Source organism: Shewanella denitrificans OS217, from assembly GCF_000013765.1.
Taxonomy (GTDB): Bacteria; Pseudomonadota; Gammaproteobacteria; order Enterobacterales; family Shewanellaceae; genus Shewanella; species Shewanella denitrificans.
Window position 1 is genome coordinate 3,143,560 of sequence record NC_007954.1, and the last position, 17,436, is coordinate 3,160,995.

Here is a 17,436-nt window from a genome sequence, read left to right on the forward strand (position 1 = left end):
GGGGCTCTTGGTATTGAAATTAATCTCTTGGTATCGCGATTAAATTGGCTCACCTGCCCATGATAACAGCGGCGAAATACCCTGTCTTGAAATTATATTTAACGACTTAGACTGATTTTTAGTTCCGCATGATTGTATCGGAGTGAAACCTCAGGTAATCTGCCATGGTTGTTTTTTAGCATGACAGCTTTTTAGGGCCAAAACGCTAGATTAACAATAGATTATTTGATCTCATCTGAGCCTGACTAGAATAAGAGTCCCACTAGATTATATGGATAGCCAAGATTAAGATGACCTCAAGCGCATCCACCAGCACCAAGGCCAATGACGCCGTTCAAACCAGGGGTAATCGAGCCAGCACTAAGCAGACGAGCACTAAGCAGACGAGCGAAGTGCAAACAAGCATTAAGGCTAAAGCCAGTGCCAAAGCCAGTGCCAAGGCAAAGCTCAAACCCCTTACTCATAAAAAGCCATCTGCCAGTCAAAAACGTCATTCCAATGCCACCACCACCCCCGAAATGCGCGCTTTTATTCAATCATCTCCCATGAGCGTCGCGGAACTGGCAAAAATTCTAAATATTAGCGAAGCCACAGTGCGCAAATGGCGTAAACGCGACTCAATCGATAATAGCCCTAACACGCCCCACAAACTCAACACCACCCTCTCCCCCATGGAAGAATACGTGATGCTGGGGCTGCGCTATCAATTGAAAATGCCCTTAGACAGGTTGCTTCAAGTCACTCAAGAATTCATTAACCCCAATGTGTCCCGCTCCGGCCTTGCCCGCTGTTTAAAGCGCTTTGGGGTATCAAAACTCGATGAATTCGACAGCCCCTATGTGCCAGAAAAATTCTTCAACCAGCTGCCTGTTATTCAAGGCACGGACGTTCAAACCTACACCTTAGATCCCAAAACCTTGGCCGAAACCTTGTCGCTGCCAAGCCCAGATCCTGACAACGTAGTGCAAGTGGTGTCCTTAAGTATTCCCCCAAAGCTCACTGAGCAGCAGAATTACTCTGTGCTGCTTGGGGTCGATTTCAAGACCGACTGGGTTTATTTAGACGTCTATAAAGACAGCCATACCCAGGCGACCAATAGATACATGGCCCATGTGTTAAAGCATGGCCCGTTCCACTTACGTAAGTTACTGGTAAAAAATTATCACAGCTTTTTAGCGCGCTTTCCCGGCGCTAGCATGGCCGCCAACCCTGCGTCGCCGCACAAATCGGCCACTCACCTACATCAGGTAACTGACACCCAGTTACCCAACGGAGACTCCCATGAGCCAATCCAAGAATAATACCGACAAGCGTTTAAATAAGCGTTTGAAGGACATGCCCGTTGCCATAGTCGGCATGGCGAGCATTTTTGCTAACTCTCGCTATTTAAATAAGTTTTGGGACTTGATAAGCGAAAAAATCGATGCCATTACCGAAGTGCCTGACACTCATTGGCGCGTAGAAGACTATTATGATGCTGACAAATCGGCGCCGGATAAAAGCTATTGCAAACGCGGCGGTTTCTTACCCGAAGTCGACTTTAACCCGATGGAGTTTGGCCTGCCGCCTAATATCCTAGAGCTGACCGATTCATCACAATTGTTATCGCTTATCGTGGCCAAAGAAGTATTAGCCGATGCAGGCGTTGGCGCCGATTACGACACAGACCGCATAGGCATTACCTTGGGCGTCGGTGGCGGTCAAAAACTTAACCACAGTTTAAGTGGCCGTCTGCAATACCCTGTACTTAAGAAGGTATTTAAAAGCAGCGGATTAAGCGATGAAGACACTGAAATGCTGATCAAAAAGTTCCAAGATCAGTATGTTCATTGGGAAGAAAACTCATTCCCGGGATCTTTGGGTAACGTGATAGCAGGCCGTATCGCCAACCGTTTCGATTTAGGCGGCATGAACTGTGTCGTCGACGCCGCTTGTGCAGGCTCCCTTGCGGCGCTGCGTATGGCACTCACCGAACTTACAGAATGTCGCAGCGACATGATGATAACCGGCGGCGTGTGTACCGATAACTCACCGTCCATGTACATGAGTTTTTCAAAAACCCCAGCCTTTACCACTAACGAAACCATCCAACCCTTTGATATCGATTCAAAAGGCATGATGATTGGCGAAGGTATCGGCATGGTCGCATTGAAGCGCCTTGAAGATGCTGAGCGCGATGGCGACCGTATTTATGCCGTCATTAAAGGGGTTGGCGCCTCATCGGACGGTAAATTTAAGAGCATTTATGCCCCGCGCCCTGAAGGCCAAGCCAAAGCATTAAAGCGCGCCTACGATGACGCAGGTTTTGAGCCGCACACCATAGGCTTAATTGAAGCTCACGGTACAGGCACTGCCGCCGGTGATGTGGCCGAATTTAACGGTTTAAAGTCAGTGTTTTCAGAAGGCAACGGCACTAAGCAGCACATAGCTTTAGGCTCGGTTAAATCCCAAGTAGGCCACACTAAATCAACCGCGGGCACCGCAGGATTGATAAAAGCGGCGCTGGCGCTGCACCACAAGGTATTACCGCCAACCATCAACGTAAGTAAGCCAAATCCAAAACTTGGGGTTGAAGATTCACCGTTTTATCTCAACACTGAAACCCGCCCTTGGTTGCCACGCACCGATGATACGCCGCGCCGTGCAGGCATTAGCTCATTCGGTTTTGGCGGCACTAACTTCCATGTGGTGTTAGAAGAATACAAGCTAGACCATGGCCGCGATGCCAAGTACCGTCATCGCGCCGTGGCGCAAAGTTTATTGATAAGCGCCGCCAACAAGGCAGGGTTACAGGCTGAGCTGACTCAGCTGTTAAATGAACTCAATGGTTTAGATACCAAGTGCCCGAATGGGATTGAGATTGAGTTAGCAAAATTAGCCAAGCGCTTCGCTGTGACTGACATTGACAGCAAAGCCGCTCGTATCGGTATTGTGGTCAGTTCATTAACAGAACTTACCACTCAACTGACTCAAGCGATTGCTCAGCTAAGTTCAAACTCGGCGGATCATTGGCAATTGCCTTCTGGTACCAGTTTCCGCGCTAGCGCGTTAGTGGCTAAAGACAGCAATGCCAAAGTCGCCGCGCTATTTGCCGGTCAAGGCTCACAGTATTTAAATATGGGCGTCGATCTTGCCTGTTATTACCCTGAGATGCGCCAGCAATTGATGTTGGCCGACAAGGTGTTTGCCAAAAACAAACAAATGCCGTTATCCCAGGTGTTATTCCCTATTCCGGCATTTGAAGCCGATGTGCTAGCGGCCCAGCAGGCGCTGCTCACCAATACTGCCAATGCTCAAAGCGCCATAGGTGCAGTGAGCATGGGGCAATATCAGCTATTAACCCAAGCAGGCTTTAAGCCTGACATGGTCGCAGGCCACAGTTTTGGTGAATTGTCGGCATTATGCGCTGCAGGCGTGATTAACCAAGATGATTACTACCAACTTGCCTTTGCCCGTGGTCAAGCCATGGCGGCAACGCCAAAAGATCAAGATGCAGGCGCCATGTATGCGGTGATTATTCCCGCAACCGCAGAAAATGGCACGGCGCAGCTTGAAAAATGCATCGCAGCCTTTGATGGCGTGAAAGTGGCTAATTACAATTCACCGGCTCAGTTAGTGATTGCAGGCCCAACGGCAGCAAGCGCGGATGCAGCAAAAGCCATTCAAGCCTTAGGCTTTAAAGCCATTGCCTTGCCTGTCTCTGGCGCATTCCACACCCCGCTTGTGGCCCATGCTCAGCAGCCTTTTGCTAACGCAATCAACAAGGTCAAGTTCGCCAAACCTAAGCTTAATTTATACGCTAACGGCACAGGTAAGTTGCACCCTAAAGATCCTAAGGCCATCCAAGCCGCCTTTAGCGAGCATATGCTGCAATCTGTGCGTTTTAGCGATCAATTACAGTCTATGTACGATGCTGGAGCCCGGGTGTTTGTTGAGTTTGGCCCGAAAAATATTCTGCAAAAATTGGTAGAAGGCACCTTAGGCAACCAAAGCGATGCTGTCAGCGTGATAAGCCTTAATCCAAATCCTAAGGGCAATAGCGACACTCAGTTGCGCCAAGCCGCGACTCAACTTGCGGTACTCGGTTTAAGCCTCACTGAGGTTGACCCGTATCAAGCACCGATAGCCGAACTTGCCAAGTCATCACCCATGAACGTCAAGCTAACGGCAAGCAACTTCATCAGCCCAGCGACCAAAGCCAAAATGCAAAAGTCACTGGAAACGGGTCAAGTTGCCCTGAAGGAAGTGAAAGTTGAAGTGCCTGTCGAGAAAATTGTTGAAACTGCTGTTGAAACTATTGTTGAGAAGATCGTGGAAAAAGAAGTGATTAAAACTGAATATATTGAAGTGCCACAAGCAGGCAGTGCAAATGCAAATGTTCAAACAAGTGCTCAAGCAAACCATGCCCCTGCACAGGTCCGCTCTACGCCAACGAGTGCTTCGCCAGTCAGCCATGACAGCATAGGGGCGTTTTTTGCCGCCCAGGAACAAACGGCTCAACTGCATCAGCAGTTTTTAGCCATCCCCCAGCAATACGGCGATACCTTTGCCACCTTAATGGCTGCACAAACTCAAATGGCAGCCTCAGGCGTTGCTATTCCAGATAGCTTGCAGCAATCTATGGCGCAATTCCACCAGCACCAAGCGCAAACCCTGCAAAGCCATACCTTGTTCCTCGAGCAGCAAGCGCAATCGAACCAACAAGTGTTGGCCATGCTAGCCGGTCAAGCGCCAGTGCCTGTTCAAAAAGCCCAGATTCAACAAGCGCCAGTTGGCACTCAAGCTCGCGTTCAACAGCCAGTTCAACATCTTGGGACTCAAACACCTGTCGCTCAAGCTATTGTGCAAAATCGCGCAGCGCCGGCTCCACAAGCTGTCGTTGCTATGTCAGCTCCAGCGCCTCAAGTGACGCCAGTTAAAGCCCCCGCTCCAGTTGCTGCGGCGCCTGTTGCTTCAGCTGCTCAAGCGGTTGTGAGTTCGGGCTTAAGCGCGCAAAAGGTGCTAAACACCATGTTAGCAGTGGTGGCAGAAAAAACCGGTTACCCAACGGAAATGCTAGAACTTGGCATGGATATGGAAGCAGACCTGGGTATCGATTCCATCAAGCGGGTTGAAATTCTAGGCACGGTACAAGATGAGCTTCCAGGCTTACCTGAATTAAGTCCTGAGGATTTGGCTGAGTGTCGCACCCTTGGTGAAATCGTTGACTACATGAACAGCAAGTTGCCTGCGCAAAGTGCCTCGGTTGCCACCTCTGTTCAATCTGCCCCCGTTCAAGCTTCAGGCTTAAGCGGGCAAACAGCCTTGAGCGCGCAAAAGGTCCTTCAGACCATGCTAGAAGTGGTGGCAGAAAAAACCGGTTACCCTACTGAAATGCTAGAGCTTGGCATGGATATGGAAGCCGATTTAGGTATCGACTCTATCAAGCGGGTTGAGATTTTAGGCACAGTACAAGATGAGCTTCCAGGCTTACCTGAACTTAGCCCAGAAGATTTAGCCGAGTGTCGCACCCTTGGTGAAATCGTGGCTTATATGGGCAGCAAGCTGCCAGCCGCTGGCGCCATGAACTCTCTACAAACTGCACAAGCAACTGTCGCACCAGTTGTTAGCAATGGACTGAGCGCTGAAAAGGTATTAAGCACCATGATGGCTGTGGTTGCCGACAAAACTGGCTACCCAACTGAAATGCTAGAGCTTGGCATGGATATGGAAGCTGATTTAGGTATCGATTCTATCAAGCGGGTAGAAATTTTAGGTACGGTGCAAGATGAGCTTCCAGGTTTACCTGAACTTAACCCAGAAGATTTAGCCGAGTGTCGTACATTAGGTGAAATCGTTGCCTATATGAACAGCAAATTACCCGCTGAAGGCTCACTACTCGCCGAAGGCTCACGTCTACCCGCTGAGGGCTCTACATTACCAGCTGTCGCACCAGTTGTTAGCAATGGACTGAGTGCTGAAACAGCCTTGAGCGCGCAAACAGCCCTGAGCTCAGAGAAAGTACAGAGCACCATGATGGCCGTGGTTGCCGACAAAACCGGCTACCCCACTGAAATGCTTGAGTTAAGCATGGATATGGAAGCAGATTTAGGTATCGATTCTATCAAGCGGGTAGAAATTCTAGGTACGGTGCAAGATGAGCTTCCAGGCTTACCTGAACTTAACCCTGAGGATTTGGCTGAGTGTCGCACCCTTGGTGAAATCGTGGCCTACATGGGCTCTCGTCTACTCGCCGAAGGCTCACGCCTACCCGCTGAGGGCTCCAATCTGCCAGCCGCAGCCGCCATGAACTCTCCACTGCCAGCACAAGCAGCTGTCGCACCAGTTGTTAGTAATGGCCTGAGCACTGAAAAGGTATTAAGCACCATGATGTCCGTGGTTGCCGACAAAACCGGTTACCCAACTGAAATGCTTGAGTTAAGCATGGACATGGAAGCCGATTTAGGCATCGACTCAATCAAGCGTGTTGAAATTCTCGGCACAGTACAAGATGAGCTTCCAGGCTTACCAGAACTTAACCCTGAAGACTTAGCTGAGTGCCGTACCTTAGGTGAAATCGTTTCGTACATGGGCTCACGTCTACCCGCTGAGGGCTCTAGTGTTGTCACCGATCCTGTGAACACTGCAAGTACGGTAGCTGAACTTGCGAACGATTTACCTCCGCACCAGGAAGTCGCCCTAAAAAAGCTACCAGCGGCGGATAAATTAGTTGACTGTTTTTCTAAAGACGCCTGTATCGTCATCAATGATGATGGCCATAATGCCGGTGTATTAGCAGAAAAATTAGTGGCAACTGGCTTAACCGTCGCAATAATCCATAGCCCAAAATCCGTTACCAGCAAGCAATCTCCACTGAGCAGTGCCATTGCCAGTTACTCTTTAACTGACGTCAGCGATGACGCAATAGCTAACGTCGTTGCGCAAATTAGTGCTAAACACAAGATTGCCGCTTTTGTACACCTTCAGCCGCAATTTGATACAGCAAAACAAACTGGCCTCGCCTTGAGTGATGCAGGCTTTAACGCCGTTGAACAAGCCTTCTTAATGGCGAAGCATTTACAACAAAGCTTTGAAAGCCTTTCAAAAACTGAGCGCGTTAGCTTTATGACGGTAAGCCGCATCGACGGTGGTTTCGGCTACTTAGATGTAAACGCCTTAGCCAAGGCAGAACTTAACCAAGCGGCATTATCTGGATTAAGCAAAACACTCGGCCATGAATGGCCAAACGTGTTCTGCCGTGCCTTAGATATCGCCCCAAGTTTTGAAGCGGTTGAATTAGCACAGGCAATTGTTGCTGAACTATTTGATATTGATACCAGCATCACTGAAGTGGGCATTAGCAGCCAAGGGCGTTATACCCTTAGCGCCATAGATACTGCGACAACCCGCTTTAAAGCCACGACATTAACTAATGAAGACAATGTGTTAGTCACTGGCGGCGCAAAAGGTGTCACCTTCGAGTGTGCCCTAACCTTAGCCAAACAAACCAAATCACACTTTTTCTTAGCCGGTCGCAGTGAGCACTTAGGGGCAAACTTGCCAAGCTGGGCTCAAGGCAAGCAAGCCAATGAGTTAAAAGCTGCTGCCATTGGGTATATTCAATCCCAAGGTGACAAGCCAACGCCTAAGCAGATTGATGCCTTAGTTTGGCCTATTACCAGCAGTTTAGAGATAGATCGCGCGCTTAATGCATTTAAAGAGGTGGGCGCCAGTGCTGAATATATCAGCATGGATGTGAGCTCAGATGCAGCCATTAAGCAAACGCTTAAAGGGCTTAAGACGATTACCGGCATCATTCATGGTGCGGGCGTATTAGCCGATAAACATATTCAAGACAAAACCTTAGCTGAGTTAGGCCGTGTGTATGGCACTAAAGTGTCAGGCTTTGCCGGCATTATTAACGCCATAGATGCAAGCAAGCTAAAGCTGGTGGCCATGTTCTCATCTGCGGCAGGTTTCTACGGCAACACAGGCCAAAGTGACTACTCAATGTCTAATGAGATCCTCAACAAAACGGCACTACAACTTGCGGCTAACTATCCGCAAGCAAAAGTGATGAGCTTTAACTGGGGCCCTTGGGACGGCGGTATGGTCAGCTCGGCGTTGAAGAAGATGTTTGTTGAGCGCGGCGTGTACGTTATTCCGTTAGATAAAGGCGCAAACCTGTTTGCTCACAAGCTGTTATCTGAATCTGGCGTGCAAATGCTGATTGGATCGAGCATGCAAGGCTCTGGCATTCAAGGGACTGACACTTCATCACAAGCTGATGCGTCACAAGCGAGTGCTTCTGTAAAAAAGCTTAATGCGAACTCTTTGCCTGCTGCAATGAGTTCGCTGACACTTTGTTTTTCTGCTGCCAATAACAGCCACACGGTCGAACGAGTACTAAGCCCCGCTGCCATGCCCTTCATTGAAGATCATTGCATTGCGGGGAATCCAGTACTGCCCACCGTGTGCGCGATTCAATGGATGCGCGAAACCGCGCAGCTATTGTGCGGACAGCTTGCGAGTGTGCAAGAGTATAAATTGCTTAAAGGCATCATATTCGACACCAACGAGCCACAAGTCCTGCGTCTAACACTGACGCAAACTGAGACGGGCTTAAGTGCGTTAATTTCTAGCCGACTGCAAAGCGATCCGGTAGACAGTGTGTTAAGGCCGCAATATCAAGCGAGCCTTATTGTTAATGAAAAGCTGGTTAACGATAAAGTTGTTAACAAACAGCTAGATAATGCTTCAACGACGCTGCCAACGGCCGCTATCGATGCACAGCAATTAGCGAACGCAGGTAAAGTGATTAGCACTGGCAGCGAACTTTACTCCAACGGCAGCTTGTTCCATGGCCCTCGCCTACAAGGCATTAAGCAAGTGCTGATCGCCGATGACGAGCAGCTAGTGTGCAAAGTTGAATTACCGCAGATTAATCCGCTGGATTGCGCCGGTTTTGCCCCTAAGTTAGTCCTTGGTGGCAGCCAGGCGTTTGCTGAAGATTTATTGCTGCAGGCCATGCTAGTGTGGGCGCGGATAAAATTTGATGCCGCCAGCCTGCCCTCAAGCATTGGCGAGCTGACAACTTATGCGCCGTTCGCCTCTGGCGATCAAGGTTACTTAGTATTGACGGTAGTCAAAAGCTCAAGTCGCTCGCTCACTGCTGACATTGCGCTTTATCATCAAGATGGTCGCTTAAGCTGCGCCATGAAAAATGCTAAAACCACTATCAGTAAGAGCTTGAACGATGCCTTTAGTGCGCCGCGCAATAAGCGAGAACCAGCATGAACTTAACCCCTCATGTTGCAACTGACGGCATGCTAGCTGTGGTTAAGCCCCTAAGCGTATCGCAATTGGTCGATGCGGTTAAAGCACGGCAAACCTTGCCGCTTCGCATTGCAGTGCTGCTCACAGAGCCAAGTTTACTTGGCGCTGATATTCAATTAGTGACAGTGGACAACAGTCACCCGCTGGCCTTTGAGCAAGCGCTAGCGACTGCGGCGCAGATCCTTAGCACCACGGACTTAAGCACGAATACCAGCAATGTCATCGTCAATCTGGCTGATACCCTATGGTTAATGCCAGCACTCACGGCGGCAAAAAATGCCCTGCATCCCCACGCTTATATCAATGGCGTTGGGATAGCGGCAAACAGTCATGACGCCATTACCCAAGCCTTAGTTCACGCAAAACGCACCCACCTTGCACCTAAAGTGCAGCAAGTCAGCAGTGCATGTTCTAACGACAAGCTGCAAGGGTTAAAAGCCTTAGTGACAGCTATCGCCCAACGGCAATCATTGGATAGTGGCGGGTATTGGTTTTGCGATTTTCATCAAAGCCGCGTCGCCGCTTTTAGTAACAGCTTTACTAACACAAGTGCTGGCACGAGTATTAGTACTCGCAAGGCTTCGAGTAAAGCGAGTGATGACTCACATCAAGCCATCATTTTAACCCAAGGCACTGCGGTGATTGCGGCTAAACCTTTGCTCAATCAACACAGATTGTGGCTGCCTCTTGGGGCAACCTCGATGGATGATTTGCAACAAGGGTTAATCGACTTATCACAACATCTCACTGGGTTAGACACCCCATTAGCCTTGCTTAACTTCATCAAGCAAGCGCTAAGTAAATATCAAGCAAACTCAGCTATATATCCATTAACAGCCGTTGTGATGGCCACAAGTTTTGATGCGCTTAAGGCTGAAGTGAATGCCATGGAGCAATTCATTAAGGCCAGCGAACCTAAGGCCCCGATTAGTTACAAGACCCCAGCGGGTAGCTGCTTCACCAATCAGCCCTCAGGTGAGGCAGGCTTAAGCTTTGTCTACCCAGGTGTCGGCACGGTATACGCCGACATGTTTAAGCATTTAGGTCATAGCTTCCCTGCGCTTTATGCCGAGCTTGAAAAACAAGGCGATTTACAAGCCATGTTACAAAATCAGCATATTTATGCCTCAGCTGATCAGAAAAGCGCCGCAAACAGCAATGACACAAGTCCCATAGGCGTTGCAGGCATGAGCCTGTCACAACTTGCCATTGCCGGCGTTGGCGCGAGTTATCTATTGACCAAGTTGCTGGACAAAGAATTTAACATCAAGCCCAAACTTGCCTTAGGTTACTCCATGGGTGAAGCGTCCATGTGGGCCAGCTTGAACGTCTGGCAACAGCCTCACAGCTTGATAGAAGCCACCCAATCTAGCACTATTTTTACCCAAGATATTTCCGGCGCGCTTAATTGTGTTAGAAAAGATTGGCAGTTAACTCACACTGACGGGCAAGCTGATGAAATTGTGTGGAACAGCTTCGTGACCCGGGCTACCCCAGAGGAATTAACCCCACACCTTAAGGATTTCCCTCGGGCCTATATCGCGATTATTCAGGGCGATACCTGCGTGATAGCAGGTTGCGAGGCAAGCTGTAAAGCCATGCTTAAACAGGCGGGCAAGCGCGGCATGGCGTCCAATAAAGTGACCGCGATGCACACGCCGCCAGCGATGCAAATTATTGAGCAAGTGAAGCAGTTTTATCATCAAACCTTGATGGATAAACTGCCCACCTCGATAACATTCTTAACGGCAACGCAGGATAAGCCAATCCCCTTAAACAGCGATGCCATCGCCCAATCCATTGCCGACACTTTTTGCCATCAATTGGACTTCACCCAGTTAATTGCCAAGGCTTGTCATCACGGCAGCAGATTATTTGTGGAAATTGGCGCCGACAGACAAACCAGCACCTTGATTGATAAAATACTGGCATCTCAAGCGCCGCTGCAAGACATAAATAACCACCCCAGTCCCGCCCATGCCATTGCCATCAATGCCAAAGGCGCGGATGAAAGTATCAGTTTATTGAAATGTTTAGCCCAGTTATTAAGCCATCGGGTGTCTATGTCATTCGCGCCCTTTGTGGACAGCATTGAACAGGCCATTGAGTGTTTAAGCCTTGGCCTCGATGCAGATTTACAACAAGCTGCAGCTCACTTAATTTCAGAAGGAGAACCTCATTGAGTTCTCATAAATTACCAAAAATTGCCATCGTAGGCCTTGCGAATCAGTACCCAGATGCCGATACGCCAGCAAAGTTTTGGCAAAATCTGTTGGATAAAAAAGATTCTCGCAGCCAAATAAGCCAGCAAAAGCTCAATGCCAACCCCCAAGATTACACAGGTGTTCAAGGTGAGTCAGACCGCTTTTATTGCGATAGAGGCGGCTATATTCAAGACTTTACATTTAATGCTAATGGCTACCAGATCCCCGCCAGTGCATTTGAAGGTTTGGATGACAGCTTTTTATGGGCAACCGATACCGCCCGTAATGCCTTAACCGATGCAGGCATTGGCTTAAGCGACAGCCGCTTATCCCGCACAGGTATTGTGATGGGCACCCTGTCATTCCCAACGGCTAAATCCAATGAGCTGTTTGTGCCGCTTTACCATGACGTGGTTGAAAAAGCCCTGCAGCTGAAACTTGGGCAACCAAACTTTGTGTTACAAGGTTTTAGCAACGAGCAGCCGCTTGGACAGACCCGCTCAATCAATTACCGCAATGGCAGAATCGCTCACAATGCCTCAAAGCTTGTTGCCGACGCGCTCGGGTTAGGCGCAGCGCAATTAAGTTTAGATGCCGCCTGCGCAAGTTCAGTCTACGCCCTAAAACTCGCCTGTGATTACTTGCACACAGGCAAGGCCGATATCATGCTGGCGGGCGCCGTATCTGGGGCCGATCCTTTCTTTATCAACATGGGCTTCTCGATTTTCCACGCCTACCCAGATCACGGTATTTCAGCGCCTTTTGATAGCAACAGCAAAGGCTTATTCGCCGGTGAAGGTGCTGGAGTCTTGGTGCTTAAACGCCTTGAGGATGCCGAGCGCGATGGCGACCATATTTATGCCCTCGTTAGCGGCATTGGCTTATCGAACGACGGTAAAGGTCAGTTCGTGTTAAGCCCCAACAGTAAAGGCCAAGTGCTTTCCTTTGAGCGCGCCTACCGTGAAGCTGACATTGCACCTGCCAGCATTGAAGTGATTGAATGCCACGCCACCGGCACGCCGTTGGGCGACAAGGTCGAGCTCACCTCCATGGAGCGCTTCTTTGAAGATAAACTCAGTGGCAGCGCCACCCCATTAATTGGCTCGGCTAAATCCAACTTGGGTCATTTGCTTACCGCCGCAGGCATGCCCGGGATCATGAAGATGATTTTCGCCATGCGCCAAGGCGTGTTGCCCCCCAGTATCAATATCAGCAGCCCAATCGCCTCACCTAATCAATTGTTTGGTCAGCAAACCTTGCCCAATGAAGTCTTGCCTTGGCCTGACAAAGCGGGCAATAAAGCCCGTCATGCTGGGGTGTCTGTGTTTGGTTTTGGTGGCTGTAACGCCCATTTATTGATTGAATCTTATGATAATGATGCCGCCAAGTCGCCGACGAACACCTTGCAAGGTCAGTCAACCCTAGATGCTGCCAACACTGAGCTTCATATAACGGGTATCGCGGCGCACTTTGGCAAAGCCAGCAGCATTAATGTTCTGGCGCAAAAGATAACTCAACAAGAGTCCTTAATGACGACTCTGCCTGCCAAGCGCTGGAAAGGGCTTGAGCGTCATCCAGAGATTTTGGCCCAGCATGGACTCCTTGCAGTACCTGAAGGCGGCTATATCGATGCCTTTGATTTTGATTTCCTGCGTTTCAAAGTGCCGCCAAATGAAGATGACAGATTAATCTCGCAACAACTGTTACTGATGAAAGTGGCCGATGAAGCCATTAATGATGCCAAACTGAAACCCGGCAGCAAGGTTGCGGTATTAGTGGCCATGGAAACTGAGCTTGAGCTGCATCAGTTCAGGGGCCGCGTTAATCTGCATAGCCAAATTGCCCAAAGCCTTAAAGCCCAAGGTGTTGCGCTAACAGATGATGAATACCAAGCCCTTGAAACTATCGCCATGGACAGTGTGTTAGATGCCGCCAAGCTAAATCAGTACACTAGCTTTATTGGCAATATCATGGCATCGCGGATTTCATCACTGTGGGACTTTAATGGCCCAGCGTTTACTATTTCTGCGGGCGAGCAATCGGTAAACCGCTGTATCGATGTGGCGCAAAACCTGTTTGCCTTAGGCTCAATCCAAGAGCCCTTGGATGCGGTGATCATAGCCGCGGTGGATTTATCCGGCAGCATTGAAAACATCTTACTTAAAAATGCTAGTTTAGCGGCATCTGGCATTCAGATGAGCGATATCAGTGCCCGCCCTTGGACCGTGGGTGAAGGCGCCGGTGCCATAGTCTTGCAGGCCGACGCGTCTGCTAGCAGCTACGCCAGCATTAACAGTCTGCAATTTGCATCGACAGACAAGGCAGAAACATTAATCGCACAAGTAAGCGGTCGAGTGTTAACTCACCCCAATGCCTTGATTGAAATCAATCTCTCACCCGAGAGTCAGTTCGATCCCTTGGCACAAACATTGGTCAATAAGCTAGCCGTTGGCAGGAATGTTGTAAGCCAGGCACAAGATTTAATGGGACACAGTTTCGCCGCCTCTGGCATGGCAAGCTTGCTTCATAGTCTTATTCATCTTAACGGTCAGCTCAATACTAGTAATGACACGGGCACGCAAAGCGCTCATGCCAATGTGGTGAGCATAAGTGAAAATCAGTGTTCAAACCTTGATGTCAGCCTGTCTCAAACACAGCAACAATCTTTGAGTCAGCGCTTAACCACACCACTGACACAGCAGCTATCAGATACCATAACCACTGGCAGTAAGCTAAGCCTGATCAAGCAAGTGAGCCTTGGCGGGCGAGATATTTATCAGCACATTCTTGATACGCCAATTGCTGCCATAGAGAGCATTAAAGCCAAATGTGCCATGATCTTGCCAAAAGTTCTTCGAACAGAGCGGTCACCTGCGCCTAAGATACTGCCAATGACTCAGCCAACAGTGCAGACGCACAGCTTATTGCCGACTTCAACAGAGACTACCCAGACTATTATGCCTAATCTAAAATCGGCTTCGACAGCCTCCGCTAGTCAAAGTGCCACGACTATGCAAAGTGCCACGCCTAAACTCAGTGCCACGAGTTTGCCCCCAGCACACTTAAGCCCATTCCAACAAAATCAGTGGTTAGCCCAGCAAGCGCATTTTGCGTTTTTAAAAAGCCGTGACGCGGGGCTAAAGGTCGCCGACAGCCTGCTAAAACACCAGCTTGCGCAAGCTAATGGTTCGCCCCAAGCGGTTAACGTATTAGCGAGTGCACTACCTACTCAAGTGACTGCCACTGCCCAAGCGACGTCTACTCAAGTATCACTAAATCAGGCCGCTCCTGAACATTCAACTCCTGTTCATTCAACTCCTGATCACTCAAGCGTGCCCGCATATACCGCGCCTATTCCAGCCGATAAGCCCTGCATTTGGAACTATGCAGACTTAGTCGAATACGCCGAGGGGGATATCGCCAAGGTCTTTGGCCCAGATTATGCCATCATAGACAGCTATTCTCGCCGGGTGCGCCTGCCCACCACGGACTACTTGTTAGTGTCACGGGTGACTAAGCTTGATGCGGTAATGAATCAATATAAGCCTTGTTCTATGACCACGGAATACGATATTCCTGTGGATGCGCCCTATCTCGTGGATGGTCAAATCCCTTGGGCCGTCGCGGTGGAATCGGGCCAGTGTGACTTAATGCTAATCAGCTACTTAGGCATAGATTTTGAAAACAAGGGCGAGCGGGTTTATCGTTTACTCGATTGCACGCTAACCTTCCTTGGAGACCTGCCTCGGGGCGGCGACACCTTAAGATACGACATAAAAATCAATAACTTTGCCAGTAATGGTGACACGCTATTGTTCTTCTTCTCCTACGAGTGCTTTGTGGGCGACACGCTTATTCTTAAGATGGATGGCGGCTGCGCAGGCTTCTTTACCGACCAAGAGCTTGCCGACGGTAAAGGGGTGATTCATACAGAAGCTGAAATTAAGGCTCGCCAAGACGCGATGAATAACCCTAACAAACCTCGTTTTGAGCCACTGCTGCACTGCGCCCAGACTCAGTTCGATTACTGCCAAATTCATCATCTGCTTAATGGTGACATCGGCAGCTGCTTTGGCGGTGAGCACGTGGGCCACCAGCTGCAAACCGGCCTGCAACCATCCTTATGCTTTGCTTCTGAAAAATTCTTGATGATAGAAAGGGTCAGCAAGCTTGATGTCCGTGGCGGCGCCTGGGGCTTGGGCTTAATCGAAGGTCATAAGCAATTGGCACCGGATCACTGGTATTTCCCTTGCCACTTTAAGGGCGATCAAGTAATGGCAGGCTCATTAATGGCCGAAGGTTGTGGTCAATTATTGCAGTTCTTTATGCTACACCTTGGCATGCATACCAAGGTGAGCAATGGCCGCTTCCAACCCCTTGAAAATGCGTCACAGAAAGTGCGTTGCCGCGGGCAAGTATTGCCGCAACATGGCGAACTGACCTACCGCATGGAGGTCACTGAAATTGGGTTAAGCCCGCGCCCTTACGCTAAAGCCAATATCGATATCTTGCTCAACGGCAAGGCGGTGGTGGATTTCCAACATCTTGGGGTAATGATCAAAGAAGAAAGCGAATGTACCCGCTATACGCAGGCATCGCTAACATCTACAGCAGCAAGTCAGGGGTTAACATCTACTGATACAAGTCAGACTCATAAAGCACCATTAATGGCGCAAATCCCTGATTTAAGCGCCCCGGTGAATAAAGGGGTTATCCCCCTTAAGCATGTTGAAGCGCCAGTTGTAGCCGCAGATTCAAAATACGCTAACCGCGTGCCCGATACAGTGCCTTTCACCCCTTATCACATGTTTGAATTTGCCACAGGCGACATCGAAAAATGTTTCGGTCCAGACTTTAGCATTTACCGCGGCTTAATTCCCCCGCGCACCCCTTGTGGTGATTTACAGCTCACCACCCGTGTGGTTGAAATTAACGGTAAACGCGGCGAGCTTAAAAAGCCGTCCTCTTGTATCGCCGAATATGAAGTGCCAGCAGATGCCTGGTACTTCAAGAATAACAGCCATCAATCAGTGATGCCTTACTCGGTATTAATGGAGATTTCATTACAACCTAATGGTTTTATCTCAGGCTACATGGGCACGACGCTCGGCTTCCCAGGGCAAGAGCTGTTTTTCCGTAACTTAGATGGCGGCGGCAAATTACTGCGCCACGTGGATTTGCGCGGCAAGACCATAGTCAATGATTCTAAGCTGCTATCTACCGTCATTGCCGGCAGCAACATCATTCAAAGCTTCACCTTTGAGCTCAGTGTCGATGGCGAGGCTTTCTATACGGGCAGTGCGGTATTTGGTTACTTCAAAGGCGATGCGCTTAAAAACCAGCTAGGCATAGATAACGGCAGAGTCACTCAGCCTTGGCATGTTGAACATAATGTCCCGGCTAATATAAGTGTGAATTTACTGGATAAGACTTCTAGGGTGTTTAATGCGCCAGTAAACCAGCCTCATTACCGCTTAGCCGGTGGTCAGCTTAATTTTATCGACAAGGCCGAGATTGTTGAAACCGGCGGCAAATATGGCAAGGGCTACCTTGCGGCGTCACGCACCATAGATCCTAGCGATTGGTTCTTCCAATTCCATTTCCATCAAGATCCTGTCATGCCTGGCTCATTAGGCGTTGAAGCCGTGATCGAGTTAATGCAAACTTACGCCATCAGCAAAGACTTAGGCAAAGGTTTCACTAATCCGAAATTTGGCCAAATTTTGTCGGACATAAAATGGAAATACCGAGGTCAAATTAACCCACTGAACAAACAAATGTCGCTGGATGTGCATATCAGCGCCGTCAAAGATGAAGATGGCAAACGCATCATCATAGGCGATGCCAATCTGAGTAAAGATGGCCTGCGTATTTATGAAGTCAAAGACATCGCCATCTGCATTGAAGAAGCTTAAGG

4 protein-coding genes are annotated in these 17,436 nt (G+C 49.2%); all 4 read left to right on the top strand.

The annotated features are described in order from the left end of the window. Positions 1 to 290 precede the first annotated feature (290 nt). Genes SDEN_RS13665 through SDEN_RS13680 form a run of 4 tightly spaced genes read left to right on the top strand, consistent with a single transcriptional unit; the run spans position 291 to position 17,434 of the window. Positions 291 to 1,301: a helix-turn-helix domain-containing protein gene (locus tag SDEN_RS13665; protein ID WP_011497056.1), complete on the top strand. Its 1,011-nt coding sequence runs from the start codon at positions 291 to 293 to the stop codon at positions 1,299 to 1,301. Next, positions 1,282 to 9,276 carry a type I polyketide synthase gene (locus tag SDEN_RS13670; protein WP_011497057.1) on the top strand — a complete coding sequence of 2,665 codons (7,995 nt, stop codon included), beginning with the start codon at positions 1,282 to 1,284 and terminating at the stop codon, positions 9,274 to 9,276. Before SDEN_RS13665 ends, SDEN_RS13670 begins: the two co-directional genes overlap by 20 nt. After that, on the top strand, positions 9,273 to 11,498 hold the full coding sequence (locus SDEN_RS13675; RefSeq protein ID WP_011497058.1) for a PfaB family protein: 2,226 nt from the start codon (positions 9,273 to 9,275) through the stop codon (positions 11,496 to 11,498). The genes SDEN_RS13670 and SDEN_RS13675 overlap by 4 nt, the downstream gene beginning before the upstream one ends. Next, on the top strand, positions 11,495 to 17,434 hold the full coding sequence (locus tag SDEN_RS13680) for a beta-ketoacyl synthase N-terminal-like domain-containing protein (RefSeq protein ID WP_011497059.1): 5,940 nt from the start codon (positions 11,495 to 11,497) through the stop codon (positions 17,432 to 17,434). The genes SDEN_RS13675 and SDEN_RS13680 overlap by 4 nt, the downstream gene beginning before the upstream one ends. Positions 17,435 to 17,436: the final 2 nt, after the last annotated feature.

Bases quoted from the DNA above. Each gene is read 5' to 3' on its own strand.
- SDEN_RS13675 (WP_011497058.1), top strand. From the start codon at position 9,273: ATGAACTTAACCCCTCATGTTGCAACTGACGGCATGCTAGCTGTGGTT.
- SDEN_RS13665 (WP_011497056.1), top strand. From the start codon at position 291: ATGACCTCAAGCGCATCCACCAGCACCAAGGCCAATGACGCCGTTCAA.
- SDEN_RS13670 (WP_011497057.1), top strand. From the start codon at position 1,282: ATGAGCCAATCCAAGAATAATACCGACAAGCGTTTAAATAAGCGTTTG.